The sequence below is a fragment of the Halodesulfovibrio sp. genome, from assembly GCF_025210605.1.
Lineage (GTDB): Bacteria > Desulfobacterota > Desulfovibrionia > Desulfovibrionales > Desulfovibrionaceae > Halodesulfovibrio.
Genome location: NZ_JAOARI010000018.1, coordinates 59,002 through 80,968, shown reverse-complemented (window position 1 = coordinate 80,968; position 21,967 = coordinate 59,002). Strand labels below are relative to the sequence as shown.

At 44.3% G+C, this 21,967-nt stretch carries 26 protein-coding genes; 12 read left to right on the top strand and 14 right to left on the bottom strand.

The window, feature by feature from the left end; genetic code table 11:
* The first annotated feature begins 6 nt into the window (after positions 1–6).
* From N4A56_RS07115 to N4A56_RS07095, 5 genes are all read left to right on the top strand, one after another.
* Positions 7–783, top strand: a complete 777-nt coding sequence (locus N4A56_RS07115; RefSeq protein ID WP_293671365.1) for a ParA family protein — start codon at positions 7–9, stop codon at positions 781–783.
* On the top strand, positions 777–1,763 hold the full coding sequence (locus N4A56_RS07110) for a chemotaxis protein CheW (RefSeq protein ID WP_295546089.1): 987 nt from the start codon (positions 777–779) through the stop codon (positions 1,761–1,763). The genes N4A56_RS07115 and N4A56_RS07110 overlap by 7 nt, the downstream gene beginning before the upstream one ends.
* Positions 1,764–1,774: 11 nt before the next feature.
* Positions 1,775–2,143, top strand: a complete 369-nt coding sequence (locus N4A56_RS07105) for a response regulator (protein ID WP_293671361.1) — start codon at positions 1,775–1,777, stop codon at positions 2,141–2,143.
* Between the two features lie 209 nt (positions 2,144–2,352).
* On the top strand, positions 2,353–5,352 hold the full coding sequence (locus N4A56_RS07100; protein ID WP_295546087.1) for a chemotaxis protein CheA: 3,000 nt from the start codon (positions 2,353–2,355) through the stop codon (positions 5,350–5,352).
* A 106-nt stretch (positions 5,353–5,458) separates the two neighbouring features.
* Entirely contained in the window at positions 5,459–6,082 is a 624-nt protein-coding gene (locus N4A56_RS07095; RefSeq protein ID WP_293671357.1) for a YigZ family protein, read from the top strand.
* Between the two features lie 108 nt (positions 6,083–6,190).
* On the opposite strand, the gene pgl is transcribed toward N4A56_RS07095, so the two are convergent.
* On the bottom strand, positions 6,191–6,925 hold the full coding sequence (pgl, locus tag N4A56_RS07090; protein ID WP_293671355.1) for a 6-phosphogluconolactonase: 735 nt from the start codon (positions 6,923–6,925) through the stop codon (positions 6,191–6,193).
* A 106-nt stretch (positions 6,926–7,031) separates the two neighbouring features.
* A complete protein-coding gene (locus N4A56_RS07085; RefSeq protein WP_293671353.1) occupies positions 7,032–7,529 on the bottom strand; it encodes a hypothetical protein in 498 nt (165 codons plus the stop codon).
* Between the two features lie 221 nt (positions 7,530–7,750).
* Here N4A56_RS07085 and N4A56_RS07080 point away from each other — a divergent pair, with 221 nt between their 5' ends.
* From N4A56_RS07080 to yjgA, 3 genes are all read left to right on the top strand, one after another.
* Complete coding sequence (locus N4A56_RS07080; protein ID WP_293671351.1) at positions 7,751–8,077, top strand: hypothetical protein; 327 nt, start codon at positions 7,751–7,753, stop codon at positions 8,075–8,077.
* Between the two features lie 77 nt (positions 8,078–8,154).
* Positions 8,155–8,460 carry a hypothetical protein gene (locus N4A56_RS07075; RefSeq protein ID WP_293671349.1) on the top strand — a complete coding sequence of 102 codons (306 nt, stop codon included), beginning with the start codon at positions 8,155–8,157 and terminating at the stop codon, positions 8,458–8,460.
* Positions 8,445–9,077 (top strand): ribosome biogenesis factor YjgA, encoded by a 633-nt coding sequence (gene yjgA, locus N4A56_RS07070; RefSeq protein WP_295546082.1) that lies wholly within the window; start codon positions 8,445–8,447, stop codon positions 9,075–9,077. The genes N4A56_RS07075 and yjgA overlap by 16 nt, the downstream gene beginning before the upstream one ends.
* Positions 9,078–9,206: 129 nt before the next feature.
* On the opposite strand, the gene N4A56_RS07065 is transcribed toward yjgA, so the two are convergent.
* The 4 genes from N4A56_RS07065 to N4A56_RS07050 form a co-directional block, all read right to left on the bottom strand.
* A complete protein-coding gene (locus N4A56_RS07065) occupies positions 9,207–10,328 on the bottom strand; it encodes a response regulator (RefSeq protein ID WP_293671345.1) in 1,122 nt (373 codons plus the stop codon).
* Between the two features lie 71 nt (positions 10,329–10,399).
* Entirely contained in the window at positions 10,400–10,858 is a 459-nt protein-coding gene (locus tag N4A56_RS07060; RefSeq protein ID WP_295546079.1) for a hypothetical protein, read from the bottom strand.
* Positions 10,859–11,234: 376 nt separating this feature from the next.
* Positions 11,235–12,737 carry a hypothetical protein gene (locus N4A56_RS07055; protein WP_295546076.1) on the bottom strand — a complete coding sequence of 501 codons (1,503 nt, stop codon included), beginning with the start codon at positions 12,735–12,737 and terminating at the stop codon, positions 11,235–11,237.
* 34 nt (positions 12,738–12,771) lie between these two features.
* Positions 12,772–13,425 carry a histidinol phosphate phosphatase domain-containing protein gene (locus N4A56_RS07050; protein ID WP_295546073.1) on the bottom strand — a complete coding sequence of 218 codons (654 nt, stop codon included), beginning with the start codon at positions 13,423–13,425 and terminating at the stop codon, positions 12,772–12,774.
* Positions 13,426–13,831: 406 nt separating this feature from the next.
* On the opposite strand from N4A56_RS07050, the gene rbr reads away from it, so the two are divergent.
* Positions 13,832–14,416: a rubrerythrin gene (gene rbr, locus N4A56_RS07045; protein ID WP_293671338.1), complete on the top strand. Its 585-nt coding sequence runs from the start codon at positions 13,832–13,834 to the stop codon at positions 14,414–14,416.
* A 110-nt stretch (positions 14,417–14,526) separates the two neighbouring features.
* On the opposite strand, the gene N4A56_RS07040 is transcribed toward rbr, so the two are convergent.
* The 6 genes from N4A56_RS07040 to N4A56_RS07015 all read right to left on the bottom strand — a co-directional run bounded on the left by N4A56_RS07040 (position 14,527) and on the right by N4A56_RS07015 (position 18,583).
* Positions 14,527–15,378 carry a hypothetical protein gene (locus N4A56_RS07040; protein ID WP_295546071.1) on the bottom strand — a complete coding sequence of 284 codons (852 nt, stop codon included), beginning with the start codon at positions 15,376–15,378 and terminating at the stop codon, positions 14,527–14,529.
* Between the two features lie 118 nt (positions 15,379–15,496).
* Positions 15,497–15,829 carry an SMR family transporter gene (locus tag N4A56_RS07035; RefSeq protein WP_293671334.1) on the bottom strand — a complete coding sequence of 111 codons (333 nt, stop codon included), beginning with the start codon at positions 15,827–15,829 and terminating at the stop codon, positions 15,497–15,499.
* Positions 15,822–16,160, bottom strand: coding sequence for a multidrug efflux SMR transporter (locus N4A56_RS07030; RefSeq protein WP_293671332.1), 339 nt, complete (start codon positions 16,158–16,160; stop codon positions 15,822–15,824). Before N4A56_RS07030 ends, N4A56_RS07035 begins: the two co-directional genes overlap by 8 nt.
* Before the next feature lie 207 nt (positions 16,161–16,367).
* Complete coding sequence (locus N4A56_RS07025) at positions 16,368–16,949, bottom strand: bifunctional nuclease family protein (protein ID WP_293671330.1); 582 nt, start codon at positions 16,947–16,949, stop codon at positions 16,368–16,370.
* Entirely contained in the window at positions 16,943–18,295 is a 1,353-nt protein-coding gene (miaB, locus tag N4A56_RS07020; protein WP_295546068.1) for a tRNA (N6-isopentenyl adenosine(37)-C2)-methylthiotransferase MiaB, read from the bottom strand. The genes N4A56_RS07025 and miaB overlap by 7 nt, the downstream gene beginning before the upstream one ends.
* A gap of 42 nt (positions 18,296–18,337) precedes the next feature.
* Complete coding sequence (locus N4A56_RS07015) at positions 18,338–18,583, bottom strand: hypothetical protein (RefSeq protein WP_293671326.1); 246 nt, start codon at positions 18,581–18,583, stop codon at positions 18,338–18,340.
* Positions 18,584–18,831: 248 nt separating this feature from the next.
* Here N4A56_RS07015 and N4A56_RS07010 point away from each other — a divergent pair, with 248 nt between their 5' ends.
* Together N4A56_RS07010 and N4A56_RS07005 are read left to right on the top strand one after the other, a co-directional pair.
* On the top strand, positions 18,832–19,035 hold the full coding sequence (locus N4A56_RS07010; RefSeq protein ID WP_295546066.1) for a heavy metal-associated domain-containing protein: 204 nt from the start codon (positions 18,832–18,834) through the stop codon (positions 19,033–19,035).
* A 340-nt stretch (positions 19,036–19,375) separates the two neighbouring features.
* Positions 19,376–19,528, top strand: coding sequence for a hypothetical protein (locus N4A56_RS07005; RefSeq protein WP_295546064.1), 153 nt, complete (start codon positions 19,376–19,378; stop codon positions 19,526–19,528).
* Between the two features lie 9 nt (positions 19,529–19,537).
* Here the strand turns inward: N4A56_RS07005 and N4A56_RS07000 are convergent, their stop codons facing one another.
* Complete coding sequence (locus N4A56_RS07000; RefSeq protein WP_293671322.1) at positions 19,538–20,464, bottom strand: carbohydrate kinase family protein; 927 nt, start codon at positions 20,462–20,464, stop codon at positions 19,538–19,540.
* Positions 20,465–20,477: 13 nt separating this feature from the next.
* Entirely contained in the window at positions 20,478–20,789 is a 312-nt protein-coding gene (cutA, locus tag N4A56_RS06995) for a divalent-cation tolerance protein CutA (protein ID WP_293671320.1), read from the bottom strand.
* Positions 20,790–21,188: 399 nt separating this feature from the next.
* Between cutA and nth the strand changes: the two genes are divergently transcribed.
* A complete protein-coding gene (gene nth, locus N4A56_RS06990) occupies positions 21,189–21,827 on the top strand; it encodes an endonuclease III (protein WP_295546061.1) in 639 nt (212 codons plus the stop codon).
* Positions 21,828–21,967: the final 140 nt, after the last annotated feature.

Below are 21,967 nucleotides of genomic sequence, written 5' to 3'. Positions count from 1 at the left end.
TATAGTTTGAACGCCAAAGTTCTGGCTATTGCCAATCAAAAAGGCGGGGTGGGTAAAACCACAACAACTGTCACTCTCGGTGCAGCGTTGGCGCGTAAACAAAAGAAGGTTCTGGTAATCGATCTGGACCCTCATGCTTGTGCCTCTGTGCATTTACGCTTTTTTCCGGATACGGTGCAGCGTACAACATATGATTTGTTTACAGCACCACGAAAGGTCTGGCCTCTGCTATGGAAGCAACTTATTGGTAGAAATGAGGGTCAAAGTTTTGACACAGCTCCGGCATCTATCAGGCTTTCAGAACTTGAGGTTGATCTTAAGGAAAAGCACGGTAAGGGCAGTTTGCTTAAAGCTGCGCTGGAAGAAATACGTGACCAGTATGACTATATCCTTTTGGATTGCCCGCCCCAACTGGGGATGCTTCAGGTTAATGCGATTGTTGCCTGTGATTTGTTAATTATTCCAATACAGACAGATTTCCTTGCGTTGCACGGGTTGAAACTACTTTTTGACACGCTGCGGACTCTAAATAAAGTGCTGCCGCAACCGGTTATGTATCGGGCATTGGCGACGATGTACGATAAACGGGCGGGTGCTTGCCGTAGGGTGTTAGATTTGCTCGGCAGAAAAATGGGAGATTTGATGTTTTCCTCGGTAATTGGAGTTGATACCCGTTTTAGGGATGCGAGCGCACTTGGCAAAAGTGTGTATGAAATTGATGCATCCTGTCGTGGCGCACGCGGGTATGAGCTTTTGGCAAAAGAGGTAGAAGCCTTATGGTAAAAACTCCTGAAGAATATTTTGAAGATCATTTGTTTGATGTAGTGCAGACCGAGCCGACTGACAGCTTTAGCGCGGCAGAAGCTGCATTTATGTCGAAATATCTTGGGGTAAACGAAGCAGAGGCTCTGGAACGTCTTGGGTTGCAGACCCCTGTTGAGCCGGAATGTGTTCTAAGTGCATCTGGCTCTGACTACGCAACAGTTGCGGATGCCGAACCGGTTCCAACAGTTACTGTTTCGGCTCCTGTGCAATCGCCAGTAGAACAGGCAACAGCTTCTGTTAAAGCGGATGTGCGTGAAGTGGCAGCTTCACCAGAGCCGGTCGTTGAGGCAGTAAAGCCTGTACAGGAAGCTGCAACCGCTGAGCCTGTCTCTGAATTTACGGCTGAGACAGCAACTTCTGCAACTGACGAACGTGGTAGTAATGAATCGTCGGTTGACGATTCTGATCTTAGCGTGCTTACTTCTGATGGTGGGGATGCCAGCTGGGGTGGGTCAACTATTGAACGAGAACCGGATTTACTTGAGCAGCTTCGCACTGAAAGCGAATTGCAGATGGTAAGTTTCTTTCTGGGCAAGCAAGAGTTTACTGTGCCTATCAACACAGTGCAGGAAGTTATACGGTATTTGCCACCTACAAAGCTTCCTGTTGCACCGCCGTTTGTTACCGGTGTTATTAACTTACGCGGAATAGTTACGCCGATTATTCAATTGCGCGAGCTGCTCGGTATTGTCGGGTTAGATGAACAAGAGCGGTCAGACAAATTTATTGTGGTCTGCAAGCGTCACGGACTTCAGTTCGGACTTGTTATTGATACAGTGCACACCATGTATCGCGTGCCGCAAGAGTCCATTGATTGGGCTGTGGAATCCCATCTTGGAGTTACAGTTCAATACATATTCGGATTAATGAAGTCTGATGATATGCTTATTGGTATTATTTCTGTTGATAATATAGTTGAAGCAATTCTGGAAGAATAGAGAGCGCAAAAATGGGTAAACATATTCTAGTAGTAGACGATTCAAAGACTGTTCGAAATCTTGTCGCCTTTATTATGAAAAATGAAGGCTTTAAAGTTACAGCTGCTGAAGACGGTCTTGACGGGTTGGAAAAATTGTATTCATGCGGAGCGGTAGATTTAATCATTACAGATATCAATATGCCGCATATGGATGGATTCACATTCATAGAAAATGTGCGCAAACAAGATGCCTATCGTGATTTGCCTATCGTAGTTCTTTCAACAGAAGGACAAGATCAGGATATTAAACTGGGCATGAGCCTTGGGGCTAACCTGTACATGGTTAAGCCTGCACAACCGGAAAAAATGGTACGTAACGTTAGAATGCTTTTAGGCTAAGAACGTAATTGTTATCAAATTTGCTGCGGGCGCATGTCCGCAGCAGCTTCTTGCGTGCTGGAAAACGTTTCTATCACGCTATCTGTTTGTTTTTTCCTTATGTTTTCTAATTATCTGTAAATTTATACCGATAATAAATATAGAGTGGCGAGCATGGTTAAGCTTGCCTGCATAAAGAGTTTTTCACTACATCCATTTGGGGACAAAGTATGAGCCAGGATTTTTTAGATCCGGAAATTTTTGCTGATTTTATTATCGAAGCAAAAGAACATCTGGAGACTATCGAGCCAAACTTACTGGAACTTGAAAAAGCTCCGGAAGATACCTCGTTACTTGATGAAATCTTTAGGCCGATGCATTCATTAAAAGGTGCATCCGGCTTTCTTGGTCTCAATAAGATAAATACGCTTGCCCATCGTGCTGAAAACATCATGGACGAATTGCGCAAGGGGACTATGGAAGCCACTCCTGCCATTATGGATGTGATTCTCGAGGCTACCGATGCATTGCGAAAAATTATCGATAACCTTGAGAGTGAGGGGGAAGAAGGCGACGTAGAAACTGAGCCGATCAACCAGACATTAGACGCGTTGCTTGCCGGTGAAGAACCTGCTCCGGCACAAGCCCCCGCTGCTGCACCAGTTGTAGAACCTGAACCTGTTGCAGCACAGGAAGTTGTTTCAGAACCTGCGCAACCGCTGGTTGAAGAGACTCCTCTTGAAGATGTGCAGGAAAAAAGTGCTATCGACTACGAAACTGCACAGCTGAACACAAATGAGCGCGCAGATGTTGATTTGCCGGAAGGTGAGCCATATGCGCTGACGTCATTTGGTGAAGGGCATCTTCGTGACTTTATCGAAGAAGCTAATGAGAACACAGAAGATTTAAGTAACGGTTTACTGGAACTTGAACAAAATCCTGATGATAACGATACTCTTGTTAACGATTTATTCCGTTTTTTCCACAACTTGAAAGGGAACAGCGGAATTATTGGTTTCCATGAACTGAACAGCCTTACGCATGAAGCAGAAACCTTGCTGAATAGAACACGCAAAGGTGAGCTTCCAGTCTCTCAGGGACTTATTGATGTTCTGCTGCGTTGTGCTGACATAATTGATATCCTCGTGAATAAAATTGACCCTTCATCCGGTCAGGTTCCACTTGTAGATATTTCTGAAATTTTATCCGTGTTGCGTCACGCTGTAGAGCACGGCGAGTTTCCTGAAATTGAAAAGGAGACAGCTGTTGCTTCTGAAGAGCCGGAAGAAGTCGTTGAAGAACCGGCAGAAATTCCTGAGTACGATAAAGAAGATATGGATATCTTTATCGCGACTCTAACTCAGCAGCGTGTTGCAATTGAGCTTTCAATTAAAGAGCTGGAAAAAGATTCTTCACAAGAAGAGTGCATTAATAGCCTTTATCGAAGCCTTGTTACAACGCAAAATTCTTGTAGCTACATGCAGTACGATAAGCCGCGCGTGCAGGCGGAACGTACTGCCGGACTGGTTGATTCTGGTCGTAGCGCAGATATGGATTTTGCCCTTATGCTTGATCTGCTGCTTCAGGAAATTGAAATTCTCAACGACATGGTCGATGCAGAGTTGAACGTCTTCAACCTTGCCATTGATACAGAAGCGGAGTTGAGAGGAGTAGGTGAGCCTGTGCCTGAGCCGGAGGCTCCGGCTGCCCCAGCACCAGAAGGAGAGCTGAATATTGATTTAGAACTGCCGGAATCTGGTAGTGCAGATTCACCGGTATCTTTTGTTGCAAATGCATTGAGTGAAGAGCCTGAGCCGGAAAAAGATACTCCTGTTGCTCCTGCACCAGCAGTTGAGCCACCAGCACCAGTTGAAAAGCCTGCTCCGAAAGTTGAGCCAGCACCAGCGCCAAAAGCTGAGCCTAAGGTAGAGTCAAAGCCTGAACCTAAAGCGCAGCCTGCTTCAGCTCCAGCTGCACCGCCTGCTCCTTCTGCCAAAGCAAAGGACAAGGCTCCAGCAAAGCAGCAAAAGCCAAAATCTTCCAGCACAATTCGTGTAGATCATGAAAAGCTCGACCATTTAATGAACCTTATTGGCGAACTTATTATTAACCGAAACCGTTACACAATGCTTGCGCGTAACCTTGAAGACGGAAATGTAGATATTCAGGAAGTTGCACAGTCACTGACTGAAACTACCTATGCGATGGCTCGCATTTCTGATGATCTTCAGGATACCATCATGAAGGTTCGCATGGTTCCGGTTTCTTCTGTATTTTCCCGATTCCCGCGTTTGGTACGTGACCTTTCCCGCAAAAGCGGTAAGCAAGTTGAGCTTGTTATGGAAGGTGAAGAGACTGAACTCGATAAAAGTGTTGTTGAGGTTATCGGTGATCCGCTTGTTCACCTTATCCGAAATGCAATGGATCATGGTGTAGAGTCCGAAGAAGACCGCCTTAAAGCTGGAAAGCAAGGTAAAGGCACTGTTCACCTTCGTGCTTACTACAGAGGTAACTCTGTTGCCATTGAAATTGAAGATGATGGTAAAGGTATTGATCCTGAAAAAATGCGTGAAGTTGCAGTGCGCAAAGGCATCATAGGCTACGATGAAGCGAAGGTGCTCGATGACCGCGAAGCAATGGAGCTTATCTTTGCTCCAGGTTTCTCTTCAGCAGAAACCATCACTGATATCTCAGGTCGCGGTGTTGGTATGGACGTTGTTCGTACTAACATTAAGAACCTCAAAGGTAGCGTTGCTATCCATTCCGAACTTGGAAAAGGCACTCGCTTTACATTGACCTTGCCGCTCACACTGGCAATTATCGACGCCCTGATGGTCAACGTCGCTGGTGAAGAGTTTGCCATTCCGCTTGATGCGGTTTCCGAAACCACCAAGATTGAAGCTGAACGCCTCACAGATGTTAATGGTCGTAAAGCTGTTACTCTGCGCGGTGAAGTTCTTGGGCTTGTATACATGTCTGACCTGCTTGATCTTCCTCGCTCTGAAGAGTCAGATGTTCTTTCAGTTGTTGTCATTCATGACAATGACAGAAGGTTGGGTCTGGTTGTTGATAAGCTGCACGAACGTCAGGAGATTGTAATTAAGCCGCTCGGCGAATACCTTGGAGATCTTAAAGGTATCTCCGGTGCAACAATCATGGGTGACGGTTCCGTAATTCTTATTCTTGATCCTCATGAAATTTACCTGATGGCAACATCCAAAGCGTTGTAGCAGGTAACGTACAATAGTATTGATAAAGAGAACTCCTCTAAGGGGTTCTCTTTTTTATTGTCGAAAAAGAATTGCAAGGAACGTTACTGAGGAGTATTTGCATTTCATGTCAGAACGGTACCTTATTCCAGATACAACACAGTATCGTGTTGAAGATATAATAAAGAAGAGTCAGTTTATTGTAACGCTGGCACATACGCCTTCTGTTGAAGAAGCAAAGGCGTTTATTGCTGCTATGAAAGCTGAATTTCCAGATGCCACCCATAATTGCTGGGCATATCAGGCAGGTCCTCCCGGCTCAACGGCGATGGTCGGTATGAGTGATGATGGCGAGCCGCATGGAACGGCAGGCAAGCCAATGCTGAATATGTTGCTACACTCTGATATTGGGGAAATATCAGCTGTGGTAACCCGTTATTTTGGCGGGACAAAATTAGGTACTGGCGGTTTGGTTCGTGCGTATTCCGGTATGGTGAAGCTTGGGCTTGAAACCTTGCCGACTCGTGAAAAAATTACGCCGGTTCGGCTTGAAGTTATTATTGATTACAGCGCGGTAACGTTGTTCAAGCGCATGCTGCCAGAGTATGAGATAAAAGTACTGGAAGAAATTTTTGGTGCAGATGCGGCGTTTCGAGTGGAAATGCCTAAAGAGCACGCAGAGGCTTTTTCAGCAGCTGTGGTAGAGCTTACAAACGGAAATGCGTTGATAGATGACATCACCGAAGGCTAATTACGACCAGAGCTTCAGAGCTGTTTTTTGAATTATGAGTACAACGCGTAGATGTATGGCATAAGCAACCCCCTTGTTCTAATGAGCAAGGGGGCTTTTTATGATCTGTTAGCCTTCGTATGCGTCTTGATCGACAATCCAGTATAGCTTGCCGTCAGTTGGCTGAACTCGTTGGGCAGGTAAGGTGCGCTCACTAAGCAAGTCTAAAGCTCTGGCTAAGACGCTATGCTTTTCTTTTCCTTGAATAAGGAACACGCATGCACGGGCATTATTCAATACTGGCAATGTCAGCGTAATACGCCAGCTTTCCATTTTGCGGATGTACTGATCTGTAACCAAGCGATTGGTAATCTCGATACCATCATAATCTGGGAATAAAGAGGCAGTGTGTCCGTCTGGACCCATTCCCAGCAAAATGAAATCGAATCTTGGAATCTGTCCTTCGCCCAACTGGAAATGTCTGCGGAGCAGGCTTTCGTATTCATCTGCTGCTTTTTCAGAATTGATTTCACCCTTCATTCTGTAAAAATGAGTAGCTGAAACTTTATGCAGCAATTCCTCTTTTGCTAATCGATAGTTGGACTGTTCGCTGTCCGGCTCTACACAGCGCTCGTCCACCCAATAAAAGTTTACTTTTTCCCATGGAATACTTCCGCCTATCTTTGCTGAGGCAAGAGCTTTGAAAAAAAGTTTAGGAGTATGTCCACCGGAGAGTGCAACATTGTACTCTCCGCGCTTTTCTATTGCATCATGACAGCGTTCTACGAATAGTTTTGCAGCGTGATTGGCAAGCGCTTGTGGTGATTCAGTAACAGAAAGAGTCAGGTCGATAGTCTTGGTCATAGTGCCTCCGTATTGCACAACAGCAGTGCAGCTATGATGGGCACTGCAACCGCCGTATTCGTGGTAGTCTGCATGGTTGCATACTTTGTTCACGATTAAAACGGTTTTATTGTTGCAATGTGTCTTTGCGAGGCAGAAATGTTGTACGCAGAAAAGTTGGATCAAAAAAGTTCATGGGATTTTGCGTAATAGCATCTGGGATGATGTGATACCAGCGGTAGCCCATTTCTTTAAAATATTTTGCTGCAAGGTGTTTGCAGCCTGTTTCTTTGGCAGCAAGTAGCGCGGCATCCCGCTGACAGCGGGAGGTGGATACATGCCTGAGTATACGCGGGCTGAATCCTCTACGCGAAAAGATAGCTTTGATTCTTTTAAACTCACGGAAGCGTGAGAAGGCGTCTGCCTGACATAAAATAACACCCCAGCCTAACAGTGCAGAAAGAATGAACAGAGCGGTTGTATAGAACGAAATACCGTCATTAAGAAGGAAATGGGCTTCAAGATAAAGTGTTGTAGCTACAAACAACAATGTTAACGCTGTTGCGTGCGGAAACGGTGCAACTTTAATGTATCGAATGATAGTTGTGTATAATGGGGTTCGCACTGTTGTAGTACCTATGTCATGCTTACGAGTAATTTAACAGGCTCAAAAAATGAGCAGGCAGCATTGCAAGATAAGATATGTGATGCATAAGCAATAATTAAAGACTAAGTGAGTTACATAGAACAAAGAACCTTGTATACCTGACTACTGTATATACAGCATTCTTTGTGTTGCATGATAGTGATATGAACTTCCTGTTATTGTAGAGAAAGGAGCAGCACATGAAACAAGCTAATGCCAAGTCAGTAATTATTGAAAAAATAAAAAGCGAATATAACGCAACTGGTGCAATACACATTGATTCTGAGGATATAAAACTCAACAAAGACGGAAAAGATGCATTGTTTAAGAGTGCTAAAACATTAGCAGAAAAATTAGGTTTGCATCGCCATAGCCTGCAAAAGCATCTGTATAATAATATATACTATATTGAACCGGCAGGTCCTCTTGTTGTTGCTATATCTCTTCCCGAAAAGAAAATTGAAATGTTTGCACAGATGCCTCAATCAATGTGGTCGTTTAAGCTCAACGACCGTTTTGTAAACTGAAAAAAGCAGCCAGTAAGTACATTGTATCGTAATCTAGTATAATATGTATTGATGGGCTGTTCAAGCGCGGAGATAGTATGCAATTATCAATGAGACAATACTATTTAGCAAAAAAACTGCAAACAGAGCGGTTTGGGGAAATAGCCGTACCTGTTGATCCTGAGCGGATTCTTTTGCATCACGAAGCGACGACTGTTGTGCGTTCAGCAGCGGATAAGGTTGCAAGTGAATCGGCGGTGACGCGTGAAGAGATTATTTCCCGTTTATTCGATAACGTATTCAGGCTGGAACCTTCAGACACGTTGATGCTGTTGATAGAACTGCCACGGCATGACATTGAGTTTTATGTGGAGCTGCCAAGTGCCTTGTGGAACTTTCGGTAAGTGAAGATAGAAAAGGTAGCGCGGCTTTTGCTTGTGCAGAGACTTTACGAATGGAACTCCCTGCGGTAGAAGCGACCTCTTGGAGGTCTATGATGGTTACAGAACATGAGCAGGAATTGGAAGCAGTTGAAGAGGGTGAAGAATATCTGAGCCGATCTGAGAAGAAGCGCCGCAGCACAGCTATTCAGAAAATTGGAGAAGAGCTGGCATCGTTTCCTATCAGTGCTATCCGTTCTTTTAACCTTCCGCCTGAATTATTGCAGGAATATGAAGAACTGCACACAATAACGAAACACGAAGCTAAACGTCGGAAAATGCAATATATCGGAAAGGTATTGCGTGACGTAGATATAGAGCCGATTAAAGCACGTATTGAAGAAGTGCAGGAAGGTAAGGCAGCGCAAAGTGCTGATTTTCATCATTTGGAACGGTTGCGTGAGCGCCTGCTCCAAGGTGATAAAGAAGCATTAACTTTTGTTATGGAAACTTACCAGCATGTTGATATTCAAAAATTGAGACAGCTTGTACGAAATGCAAAAAAAGAAATTGAAAAGCAGAAGCCGCCTAAGTCTTCAAAGTTACTTTTCCGTTATTTGCGCGAATTAGAACAAGGGTAACCATGTGTTACCAGATTTATTGTTCTGAACATAAAAACTGCCCCGAAAGAATTTCTTTCGGGGCAGTTACTTTTTATTGTGTGCATTTACTAAGCATTTACCACTTTTTGACCTGACAGTCTCTCATCCTTAGGGATGCTGAACTGCCTGATAGGTCCGATAGCTGTATTTGGCTACAGAAACAATTTCAGATAAAGCTGGGTAGTTATCTAGCCAGTTTACCTTCTGTTGCTTCGGGCATTGCCGCCGGGCTGGCGCACCCACTATTCTTTTATAAAGCAGCTTTGCTTTTTCTTCGTGTCCCTGTTCATACATTTTCTTGCATATCCCTTTTGCCGCTTTTTGCGGAGCCCTTGTAAATAGGCAGGCTCGAGAAATTTGTTGATGCAAGTGTATGCCGGGGCTTAACTTTTCCCCATGTATGTAGGCTGATGCTGCGTTAGCGAAATCGCCTTCCTGCAATAAGCTTTTTGCAGTTGTGTACAGTGGGTTGTCTTTGTCGTGAGAACCATAGAGCGGGGCGAGGGCGTCTGCTGCTCCTTTGTAGTCGTGCTGTGCCATCATTATGTCACCAGCAGCATTCAGCTCCTGCTCGTATTGCTCTTTATCCCGTTTCCCTTTCCACGCTTTAGCGCGTCCTACATAGGCTGCACCGTGATTCGGGTTCATGGAAATAGCTTGCGTGAACGTCTCAATGGCACTGTCCCAATGGTGGTTCTTAAGTAGCTTTTTGCCACGATCACAAAGCGTTTCAGCTGTGTCCGGTTCCGGCTCCAGCACTGCGCTGGATGTGTTCGCGTTACCTTGTGCTTGCGTTTGCGAAGCAGAGGGAATGGCAACCCCATATGTGTTACGGACTGCATGGATAACCTGCTGTACTAATCCGTCCATAGTGTACGGGCGAGCCAAAAAAGAGGAATATCCAAGTGTCAATGTACGCATCACAAAGTCTTTTGTGGGCGATGTAGAGACTGTGAGTACCGGAATAGAAATTTGTGCTCTGATACTCTTGAGTTTATCAATTAAATATTGAGCATCGCCATCTTTCATTTGAGCACCGCAGATTATCAAGTCAAATGATTGAATTTCACCGGACTGTGCCTTGGATAGCGATTTGAACGTTCCCGAGACGGAATCTACGATAAGTGCACTACGAACTCCAATACGGAACAGCATTTTCCTGTCTAATGCTGCTTCTGCACTGTTTCCGTTAATGATGAGTGCGTGTTCAGGTTTTTTGGGTGTGCTCATATAGCGCCTCTAAATGTACAGTAACAAAGTATGTTGCAGGGCCGTGTACTACAGGTGATAATGCTGAAAGATTAGTCGTGCATCGCCTGACTTGTTGTGCGATCACCACAGGCTTTATCTGAAGAAATTGATGCGGCGTGCAATGGAATCACTTTACCCATTTTCTTTTCTTCAGGTCGTTTTTGTGGCGCAGCTAAAACATTATATTGCGTGCCACAGCGCCAGCATATTTTCTTGCTGTTGCCATGTGGCAGCCGAATAAGTTTTCCTTCATCTTTACAGCATTCAGCACAATAAGGACCGTGGCGAACGTTGCCGTTTTTTAGCCAATAGTAATTTCCGTCAAATATCAGGTTTTCTGAAAAATGAAGAATGTCATCATATTCTTTCACCTGAAGTTTGAGCGATGAAACTTCATCGCAAAGCGAAACATACTTCGATTGAAGTTCTTTTAGCAGGAGTGTCGCTTCGCGGTTTTTTCCTTTCAAAAAAAGTTCGCTGACTTCTTTGAATTTAGAGTAATCGAGCATTAACTGCCTCGTATGCATGTTGTAAGTTGTCTTACTACAGCTATCGGAGTTCAAAGAAAAATCTTTAAAAAACGGAAACAGTTAAGCGTTGTCTTTGTATTAGATTTATTTTCCTTTACAACTTGAAATGGCTTGCCGTCAACGAAGATGCACGAAATGTATAGAAAAAATTATCTGAGTAAAAATCATAAAAAAAGATCGCACAAAATCGTGCGATCTTATAATTCAGGCTGTTTCGAAAGCTTTTCTATATAAAGTTTAGAGTGTCGGTAACTGTTTATTAAGCAACGCTTAATTGTAGACAGCGAACCTATTTTAAAAAAGTTTCATCAATAGATCGCTGGCTGTAAAGAAAAGCGCTGCTTTTATTTACCTACTAGCGATCAGAAAAGTTTCGTTCAAATTCGACGAATGCTGTTTCCAAATTCCACTGTTTGCGTGCTTTAGGGCTTTCGTTAAGCAGTTTTTGGCACAGTCCGGTTTTTTTAGTTGTTAACGAATCGCTGCATTCTTTGCCCATTGTGTACGGTGAAGAGCTTTTCCAAAGACTTTTCCCCGGTAACAGGCTGTATTCAAGACTGTTCCGCACCAGTTTTTTTAGGTCTGGGTAGGACAGATTGTAGTCATACGCTGCACGTACGTATTCATTTGTAATATCGATGCGTGTGAGTCCGCTATTCTCTGTGACAAGAACGACAGGCACATTGTATTTTGTAAGTATAGGGAATGGATTATCTCTTTTAGAGATAGATAAAGCGTTCTTCTCACTTGTGATACCGATTTCGATAGGAATATTGCGTCCGGCAAGGAGTTTCAGCAGGGCAAATGGATTGTTTTCATACATAATAGCCGAGCCGTGACTGATGCGCGCCGCTTTTCCTTTTAAAACAGCCATTCTGATTCTGTCTTTGAATCTAGTCGGCTGAATCATACCAAACTTCAAGTAGCCAGCGGTAATAATAGGTTTGACTGATGCAAAGCGCTCCATGCTGACTAATGTGTTCAGCATATTCATATGCAGCTGGTAGTCGCGGAGTGCAACGGGATGATCTTCGTTACCGGAAAGGGCTACGCCGACAAAGCGCGGGTCGGATGCTACTGTTTTGAATGCGTAGATAAGCTGCGCAAAAACAACTGATGGGTCTTGCGTACGGTCTACATCTGCGATCATACGCACCATAACAGATTTTGCTTTGTCTTCGCCAAGAAACTGTTGTGTGCCTTCCATAAATCCGGTGAGACGCTCTTTGCCTTCGTCGACTGATTGCATACCGGAAATTTCGGACAGCTTCGGGAACATGTCAGCAGGGCTACCTTGCCATGTAACTTTTGTCGCAGCCTTAGAGAGATCTTCAGGGAACCATGGTATTAATAACTCAAGGTAGTCGAGTTTTTGATACGCCGCATTTCTGAGAACAGACCCAAGCAAGAAGCCGAATTGATCTGGCGTAACGCTCGTTGCGGATATAATGCGCTTTCGGGATTCATTAGGACCTGCTGAAAGTTCCTTGATTGCTTTGCGGTAGTTTTCTTCTGTTGTAAAAAACTTTTTGGCAGATTTTGTTCCGGGAGGGCAAGCTCCGTTGAGTGGTGGTACTGCAAAATAGCTTGGTAATGTAATGCAGTAGTTTTCTTTTTCAGCAAGCAGTAGGTAATCTTCAGGGAAGATAGATTCTTGCAACCGCACGCGTAAATCTGCACCCTTTGGCATGCCGGAAATAAAACCGCGAAGGGTGAGCGGGTTTGAACGGATTGTTTCGTAAAATGCCTGCGTACTTTTTTCATTAGCAGAACTGGAAGGCTCTGCAAAAGCAGGAGCAGTTGAGAGTAAAAGCAGAAACGTAAGTGCAGAGGCGAAAATAGTTCGAGCAGAATTCATAAAAACTCCTGAAATAAAACGTGCCGTCACATAGTTAGAGCATCATCATTTTTGAAACGATCATGCGGGAATTGTTTTCTGTTTGCTGATATTGATCTTTAGACATGCCAGCACCAAGAGCAATGGCGCGGCGTCTATCTTTGTTGATAAAGTCATACCCTCGGTACCCCCCGTTATTTAAAATAAGCGGAGCGCCTGTAAGTTCCGCAACCTTAACAAGGTGACCGTTTGTCAAAGCATGCTCTGGTCGGGCGGTTACTTCAAGATACACTTTTTTTTCTGCGGCAAGCAATGCTTCCTGTTCTGTAATAAGCCCGGGGTGCGCAAGGTAGTCTGCACCGCCTTCAATGGCGGCAAGGTTTGTTCCTTCATCAACAATATCTGCAATGGTTTGTCCGTGAACACAAACGAGTTGTGCGCCCATGCTCCGCGCTTCGGTAATTGTATCGGGAATAAGCTGGGGAGGAACATGGGTAAGCTCAATTCCTGCGTACAAATCAATACCGGAGTATAAAGAGTAGGTGCGTATCATCGGCAACATGCTTTCTAAGATATGTTGCATATTGGTTGCATCTGCATGGTCTGTGAATGCAATTGCACGGTAACCCGCAGCCTTTGCAAAGCGCATTGCCGCTGCGGGTGTCTGCTCGCCGGAGCTGAGCGTAGTGTGAACGTGAAGATCAATCATTATTGTGCATAATCCTGTCTGGATAGACGTCTGTAAAGGATTGTGTTTGTACCAGTTTCAATAACTATCTATATATCGGGTAGCTGTGGGCTTTGTCCACAGAGTTGGCAGGAATAATACGCTTCATGGCAATGCTGCACTATTACGTGCTATATCGTTGAAAAAATCAACTCAGGATTATTGAGTAAAGTGTTGTGGGTGCCGTACGCCTTTTAAGCAGTATGCGCAGGGATTGTTGGGTATTTGCCCCATATTGGCTTTGCCTGTACTTGTTTTGATAGGCATGTGTGGGCATACGCGCTCGCAACTATTTATAATTTTGATAAAATTCTCTTGCCCTTACAACTCAAGTTGTATAAGTAAAGAATACTTATTAAGAATAATTACTAATAAATAGGAGCAGCACATGGGCAAGCTTAAAGGCACCAAAACAGAAAAAAATATTTTGACAGCATTTGCCGGTGAATCTCAGGCTCGCAACCGTTATGACTATTTTGCAGGCGTTGCTAAAAAAGAAGGGTATGTTCAGATTGCAAAAATCTTTGAAGAGACTTCATTGCAGGAAAAAGCACACGCAAAGCGCCTGTTTAAATTCTTGGAAGGCGGTGAAGTTGAAATTACTGCTGCCTACCCAGCAGGGATTATTGCAGATACTGTAACAAACCTCAAAGAGTCTGCTGCCGGTGAACATTACGAATATACAGAAATGTACCCTGAATTTGCAGAAATTGCTTCTCAGGAAGGATTTCCAGTAGTTGCTGCTGCAATGCATTCTATTGCGATTGCAGAAAAACACCACGAACAACGCTACCTTGCGCTGATGAACTCAATTGAAAATGGTGATATTTTCAAAAAAGCAAAGCCTGTTGCATGGCGTTGCATTAACTGTGGTTACGTTCATGAAGGGCTTGAAGCACCTCATGTTTGCCCTGCATGTGACCATCCGCAGAAATACTTTGAAGTACGTCTCGAAAAGTGGTTTATGCCATAACAGTAGCGTTATCTGCTTCAAGCAGTGATTGAATTAGCTGCTGAGTATAAAAAATACCATGTCGGTTTGAGATGAATGGCTTGAAAGCTATTCAAAACCGACATGGTATTTTATTTTTTTGATCCACCGGATGCTATGCGCTGTTTGATTTCTTTTAGCAGCTCTTCTTTTAAATCTGGGCGTTGCCGGACTGTAAGATATGCCTCTAAGAAAATTTCAGATTCTTCTAACGATGCATCGTAGTGGCGACAGAATAAGCTGTGCAGCACTGCGTGAATGGTGCGTTTCATGTTCATACAACGCCACGGATAGAAGTTGTCAAAATCATAAAAATGGAAGTCGTACGTGTCACCGATTGGACGGATACTAATATTTTTGTCTGTATCTTCTGTGTAGATTCCGAGATTGTGCAATTCTGCCATCTTCTGACCAAACAAGATAAAAAATGCATTTCGTTTTTCTTGTGAAAAGTTATGCAGTTCATCACGGAATGTATAAAAATAGATGTCAGTCTCTTTGAGTTTTTTTGTAAAAAGGACTGTTTCTGTTCCGGGATGCAGTCTGTCACCTGAAAGCAGTGCCAGTGGCTCTGTAGTCGGAATATTATTTTCCATTAAAAAATACATGGTACTGAAGTTTCGGCGTGCTTCTGAAAAAAACAGACCATGCAACAGTTTGTGCTTGTAATCATTACGAGTGTAAATTTTAGGGAAAATCTCAACTCCATCAACAACAAAAGAAATGTCGCCAAGTGCTTCGCGTTTTTTGTTTTTAGAACGGAACTCTTTCGGCAACACAGTTTCGCGTACTTCCTTCCACTTTGCCTGAAGCTTTGTGATGAAAGCATCAGACACTTGTGGTGCAGCACGCCAGACATTTGTACCATCTGATATTGCTCTACCAGTAAAAAGCGCCGCTATATTCTTGGCTGTTGTAACTACGGGTGATTCAGGTTTACTCATATATAGTTATCCATTTGTATCTGTGATCAAAAAATCCAAAATTCAATATCATAAACAAAAAACAAAGGATATAGAACCTTTTTGCACAAAAAATGTATGTAATTCGGACTAATAGTCACTAGTGAACTGGTGGAGTCGTCATGTTAATAAGAATAATTCCAACAATCATCAAGAGGATAGGGGGGATGATACGAGGACTTAAATGTACATGAAAAACAATGCGATCAACAATAAAGCTGCCAGCTATCCCGCCAACTCCCCATAGGGCATACGCAACAGAAAGATGAAAGTACGCCAGAGCTGGTTTAAGCATTAAAAAGGCGCAGATAACAAGCGCAATGGAAAGAATTCCCCACCGTTTTATCGCGAAGCCTCTGGAGCGCTTGATAGCCCAGTTTGCTGCTATATCAAGAGAGATAGAACTGAAAATCCAGAAAAGTGCACTACCCATCTGAATGCCTCATTTCGTGATGCAGCCATAATAACCCGCAAATAACGCACGCTATGCCCAACAGTTTTACAGGTGGCATTGGCTCATCAAACAGTAAATAGCTTGATGTAGCTACAAGTGCCAGCCCTACACCTTCCCAGCAAGTGTATGCGACGCCTAAGGGAATGCGCAGCACAGCTTTTGATAATAGATAATATGACAGCGCAATAAATACGCTGGTAGCAAGCATGCCGACTTCGCCGGAATGAATGGTGTCAAAAGCTTTTAGTGACGTAGTTCCGGCAATTTCGCTGACGATGGCAGCTAACAGAAACAGCCAATAGCGGAGCATAATTTCTCCTGACTTTTTCGTGGATACAGAGACAGTAGCGTGAGCAGGTGAGCGAGGCATCAGAAAATCCGTAAGATTGAGAAGTGGCTTACTATGATAGTAAAAAACGGGATACATCCCTTCATGAAGCAATCACTATTATCCTGCTTTTCATAAAGGTAAACAAAATAATAAGAAAAAGCGCCCTAGAACCTAGAGCGCTTTTGTCTACATTTTGTATTTTGTATCAGGTTGCATTCGTTGAAGCAGGTCTGCGAGAGAATCTTCATCTTTCTCAGACGTTGCCGCCTGTGCAACTCGTTTGGAGTCTTGTTGTGATTGCTGACTGCTTTGTGCAGAACGCATCATTTGTGCTGCTCCGTCAGTGGCTGGGTCGCCGTGCTTTTCTTTTTCAGGGGCAGCTCCAGCTTTGTCTAAAACGGTCTGTGATACTAGAATAGGAATGCCTGCACGTAAGGCGAGTGCAACAGCATCGGATGGTCTACAGTCAATACGGCTGCGTTTGCCCCCCATGTCAACATCCAGTTCTGCAAAGTAGGTTCCGTTTTCAACGCGGACTATATCGACTCCCAATAACTGAGCGCCTAACTCCTCCATGCTGCTAAGCATAAGATCATGTGTCAGAGGTCTAGGAACTTCCACCTGATTTAAAAAGATGGAAATAGCCATTGCCTCCATTGCACCGATCCAGATATTCAGCATTTTTTCGCCTGCCAGATCTTTTAGCATGAGTATTGGAGCTCGGGTCTTTTTATCAAGGGAAAGTCCGGCGACTTCCATTCTTACCATGTGTCTCCTGCCTTTTCAGCAATGAGAGAGTGTCTTGTGGCTTTGGTAACAGTTACGGGAAGAATTTTTCCTGTAACATCCTCGCCTTCCGGCAATGTAACGATCACCAACTGACCATATACGTCCCGACCTTGCCAAGACACGCCCTCGGTTCCCGGACGTCTGCTGACTCCTTCGAAAAGAATGTCCAGTTTTTTACCTACCATAGATTGGAGGATGCGTTCAGTATTATCAGTCTGCCATGCTTGATAGCGTGTAAGGCGATCCTGCATTACTTTCTTTTCGATTTTGTCGGGCAGCATTTCTGCTCGAGTACCCGGACGGTCGGAGTAGTTGAAAGAGAAGCTCTGTGCGTAGTCAGCAAATTTTGCAATACGCATTGTCTCAAGGAAATCTTCTTCGGTTTCACCGGGGAAGCCGATAATCATATCAGTCGTCAGCTGAATATCCGGGCGAACCGCTTTAAGTTTTTCAACGATTCTTGTGTATGCTGGAATATCGTATTTGCGTCCCATTTTTTTCAAAATAGCATCAGAGCCTGATTGTACAGGAAGATGCAGACGCGGGCAGAGTACGTCCAGCTTGCCGAATGCTTCAATAACCTCATCCGCAATATCTTTCGGGTGGGATGTGACGAAACGCAGGCGTTTTAAGCCGTCCAGCTCGGCAATTTTGTAAAGAAGCTCAGTGAAAGATGTACCATCGCCGTGGCTGTCTTGTCCGAAGGAGTTAACATTCTGTCCAAGCAGCGTGATTTCACAAGTCCCGCGTGAAAGCAAATCTTTGCATTCGTCGATAATAGCCTGTGTCGGACGAGACTTCTGGCGTCCGCGTGTGTACGGAACAATGCAGTATGCGCAAAAGTTGTCACAGCCAGTCATGATATTAACAAAGCTGGATACTGGAGCCTCTGCATCATCCCAGTTACCGTCGCGATCTGGGTACTCTTCAGAGAAATCAAGCAAGCTCATACGCAGAGAAGGATCATCAACAAGGCGATCAAGCGCTTGTGGCGCAGAGGAGAGTCCATCTGTACCAAAGACAAGGCGGACTTGCTTGAAGCGTTTGAAGAACCCGCGACCAACCTGCTGGGCAACACAGCCGCCAACAGCAACAATGATGTCCTCACGCCCTTTGGTCATGACGTTAATACGTCCGAGAAGACTGTATACTTTCTGCTCCGGTTTTTCGCGAACTGAGCAAGTATTTACAATGAAAATAGAAGCATCTTCCGGCTTTTCACATTCAGTAAAGCCTCTGGAAGCAAGTGTACGTTTCAGCCAGTCAGAATCACTGACGTTCATCTGGCAGCCAAACGTCATGATGTGAAATTTGCGTTCAATCATAAAAATATCTCGTTATCGCCTGAGGCGCAGGCGGACAGTGTATTATTCAGGAGAGATACTGTCGTCTTTATCAGTGCGGAATCGTTCGGGCACAGGTTCACCCGGCGCACGCATTCCACCGATGGCAAAAAGTGCCATTGGAACGATGAGGCATAAAATTCCCCAGAAGAAGGGATTACGACCTTTTTTAACAGCAAAAGTCGCACCTATGATTCCTGCGATAGACCAAACAATAAACATGTAGATATATCCGGTATTGGAAAAATCAAGTGCCAGCATATCGTTCATGAAAATTCTCCGTAAATTGTATCGTTGCCGCGTGAGTGCGGTGAGTATCAATACGGTATAACAGTAGCGGGTGCAAGTGAAGCCATCTGTATTTCCTATTGGCAGGGTAGGATATAGCGGATATACTGAAACCGTATAGAATTTTACCGCATTATGCGTTGTTTCCATGACCCAGTGGTTGTGTGGTGGAAATAAGCATTCTGTTACCTTGTATTTGTTTACTACCCTGCAAGTTGGAGGATACAATTATGGCAACAGTAAAAGTGTCTGGAATGAAAAGTCCTGACTGTGCTGCAACGATAACTGATGTTGTAAAAACAGCTGACGGTGTTGAAGTGGTAAGCGTGAACTACGCAACCGGTGAAGTTACGTATGGCCCGACAGAATGCGTTGACCCTGCGATGGTTGAGGAAATGCTCAAAGAAGCAGGATACGAACCGGAAGAGAATTAGCAAAAACACTCTAGGTTGTGTTTGATGGTTATCAAAGGGTGGAACTTGAAAATCCACCCTTTACTATTTTGGAGTTTTTTGGTCTCCGACGGGCAAGGGACTTGAAGCCCCTTGCATCCCCCATTAGGCGAGAACATTTTATCCTGTATTTCCATGCACGGCTTAAAAACGTTTGAAAAAAGAATAACAAAACGAGCTGTTCTCCAAAGAGAACAGCTCGTTTTGTTATTGAGATATTTATTTTGAACTTGCTGAAAACACTGCTGTTTCGTGAGTTTTCAACATGGGATATAATTAATATTTACCCCTACGCCTCTTAATAAAAGGGGTTAAGGGGACAGTGTCCCCTTGCGGGGGTACAGGGGGCAGCGCCCGCCTGTTCGCCGAAGGCTCCCCGAAGGGTAAAGCCTATACTCGCGATGGTGGTGACGGCAGCGCCCACCTGTTCACCGAAGGCTCCCCGAAGGGAACAAGTTCGTACTCGCCGAACTAATTAAAAGCGTTACGCACTGAACGCTTCAGCGAAGCGTGCTTCAAATTCATCCTGCGTAAAGGAGTGTTCACGGGTTCCGTATTTTTCTACGCAGTAGCTCGCGCACACAGCACCGAGTTTTGCAGATTCTTCAACAGATTTGCCATCGACAATGCCTTTAAGGAGACCTGCACGGAATGCATCGCCGCATCCTGTAGGGTCAACCACGTCGGTAGGTTTAGCAATCCCAACTTCTATAGGGCTGCCATTGTCGATGCGGGAGCCGTTCTCTGCGAGTGTTGTGATGATGTAGTCGCATTTTTCAAGAAGCTGCTCTTTGGATAATCCGGTAGCACTCTTAATAAGTTCAAGCTCGTAATCGTTTGATACCAGCATGTGTGCACCTTCAATGCATTCAAGCATTTCTTCGCCAGAGAAAATTGTAATCTGCTGACCCGGATCGAAAATGTAGCGGATACCATTTTCGCGGAAGTACTTAGGCAGATTCATCATATCATCTTTGTTACCCGGAGAAATGATCGCAATGTCATTCTCTTTAGAAAGAGTCGGGAACTCGTAGTTGCATGGGTGAATCATAGCACCCGGATGGAATCCGGTAATCTGGTTGTCGCTTTGGTCAGTGGTAATATGTGCACTGGCGGTAAAGAGATCGTCTACAACGCGGATGCCGTCGAGTGGAAGGTTTTGCTCTTCCATCACTTTTTTGTAACGGTCAAAGTCTTTTCCTACGGTGGAAAGAACGGTCGGTTTTTCGCCAAGCAGTGCCAGTGAATGAGCAATGTTTCCAGCTGTACCGCCAAGTTTTTCTTCCAGACGCTCAATAAAGAAACATACGTTCAGCATGTGGATTTTGTCAGGGAGAATGTGGTCAGCAAATTTTCCGTCGAAGTTCATAATGCGGTCATAAGCGATAGAGCCGAATACATAAATTGCCATTGAAATGGTGCTCCTAGCGGGTTTCGTTTTCAATCCAGGATAAAAATTCAGGGCTTCCACCCGTGATTGCTAAAGACAGTATGCATGGAACATCGTAGCTATGCAGTTCTCGTGCCCGTTGAGTGAGCGCGGTAACTTTTTCTTCCGATGTTTTTGCAATCAAAACAACCTCATGAGATGACTGCACTTCATTTTCCCATCGATATATGGATTCTACAGCGGGAAAAATATTGATACATGCGGCAAGGCGGCTTGAAACAAGCTCTTTGCCAATTGATCGTGCTTCTTCTTGTGTCGGAACCGTCATATATACAAGAAAAGACATGGCATCTCCATTGTGTTGAAGTGCTGTTGCAGTGGCGCGACAGTACAAAAAGTTATGGGTGAGAGCAATTGTTCACCGGTCAATAGTAAAAAAAGTAGCAAGAACAGTCTTTACCAAGGGTGATTTCATCGCTTGCCAAAGCAGCTTTCTGTTGCAAAACTGCCTGCGATAGGAACGTTACAATATGTCGCAATTACAGACTATTGAAAAGACATCCTTCAGGACGCTTGTCCCGATTCTGTGTAATGGCATGCAACAAGGCTTAGCTGGCGAGCTTTGTAGATATGAATCAATTTCGGCAAAGCCTGTCTACAGTATCTTTCAAGCAACCTATCTGAAGTGATTAAAGGGTATATCAAGAGTCTGGTTGTATGAATTATAGGCTTATATGGAGATACCATGCAGAAAAAAGAACGCGCGCTTGAAATGCTGGCGCGCTTGCATAAACGATATCCGACAAAAACGACCCATTTGAATTTTAAAAACGTATGGGAGCTTTTTGTTGCTACAGTTCTGTCAGCACAGTGCACTGATGAGCGTGTAAATATGGTGACTCCTGTGTTGTTTGAGCGTTGGCCATCGCCGTATGAATTGGCAGAGGCTGATGTTCAGGACGTGGAGCAAGTTGTTCGTTCTACTGGGTTCTATCGTAATAAAGCAAAGAACATTGTAGCAGCAGCGAGGCGGGTAGTGGAGGTCTACGGAGGCGAAATTCCGAAGACTTCTAAAGACGTGACTACACTTGCGGGTGCAGCCCGTAAAACAGCAAATGTCGTTTTATGGAATGGATACGGCATCAATGAGGGTATCGCTATTGATACTCATGTTAAGCGGATAGTGTTCAGGCTGGGCTTAACAAAATCTACAAACCCTTCGGTGGTTGAAAAAGATTTGCTGCCGCTCTTTCCACGAGAAGAATGGGGGTTCGTCAATCACATGCTGGTTTCATTCGGACGTGATGTCTGTATAGCGCGAAGCCCGCAGTGTGATGTTTGTGAAATGGAGGAATTTTGTCCGAAAAAAGGAGTGGGTAAGTAATATCACCTTGTCGGTGAAAGTTACGCTGCTGTGAGGTTTTATAGGATTTACTTCTTTTTTGGTATAGAATCACTTGGTATTTTTATGTAAAAATATCGTATATGCGCTAAAGTCTGTAAGAGTACTGACGATATAATGAT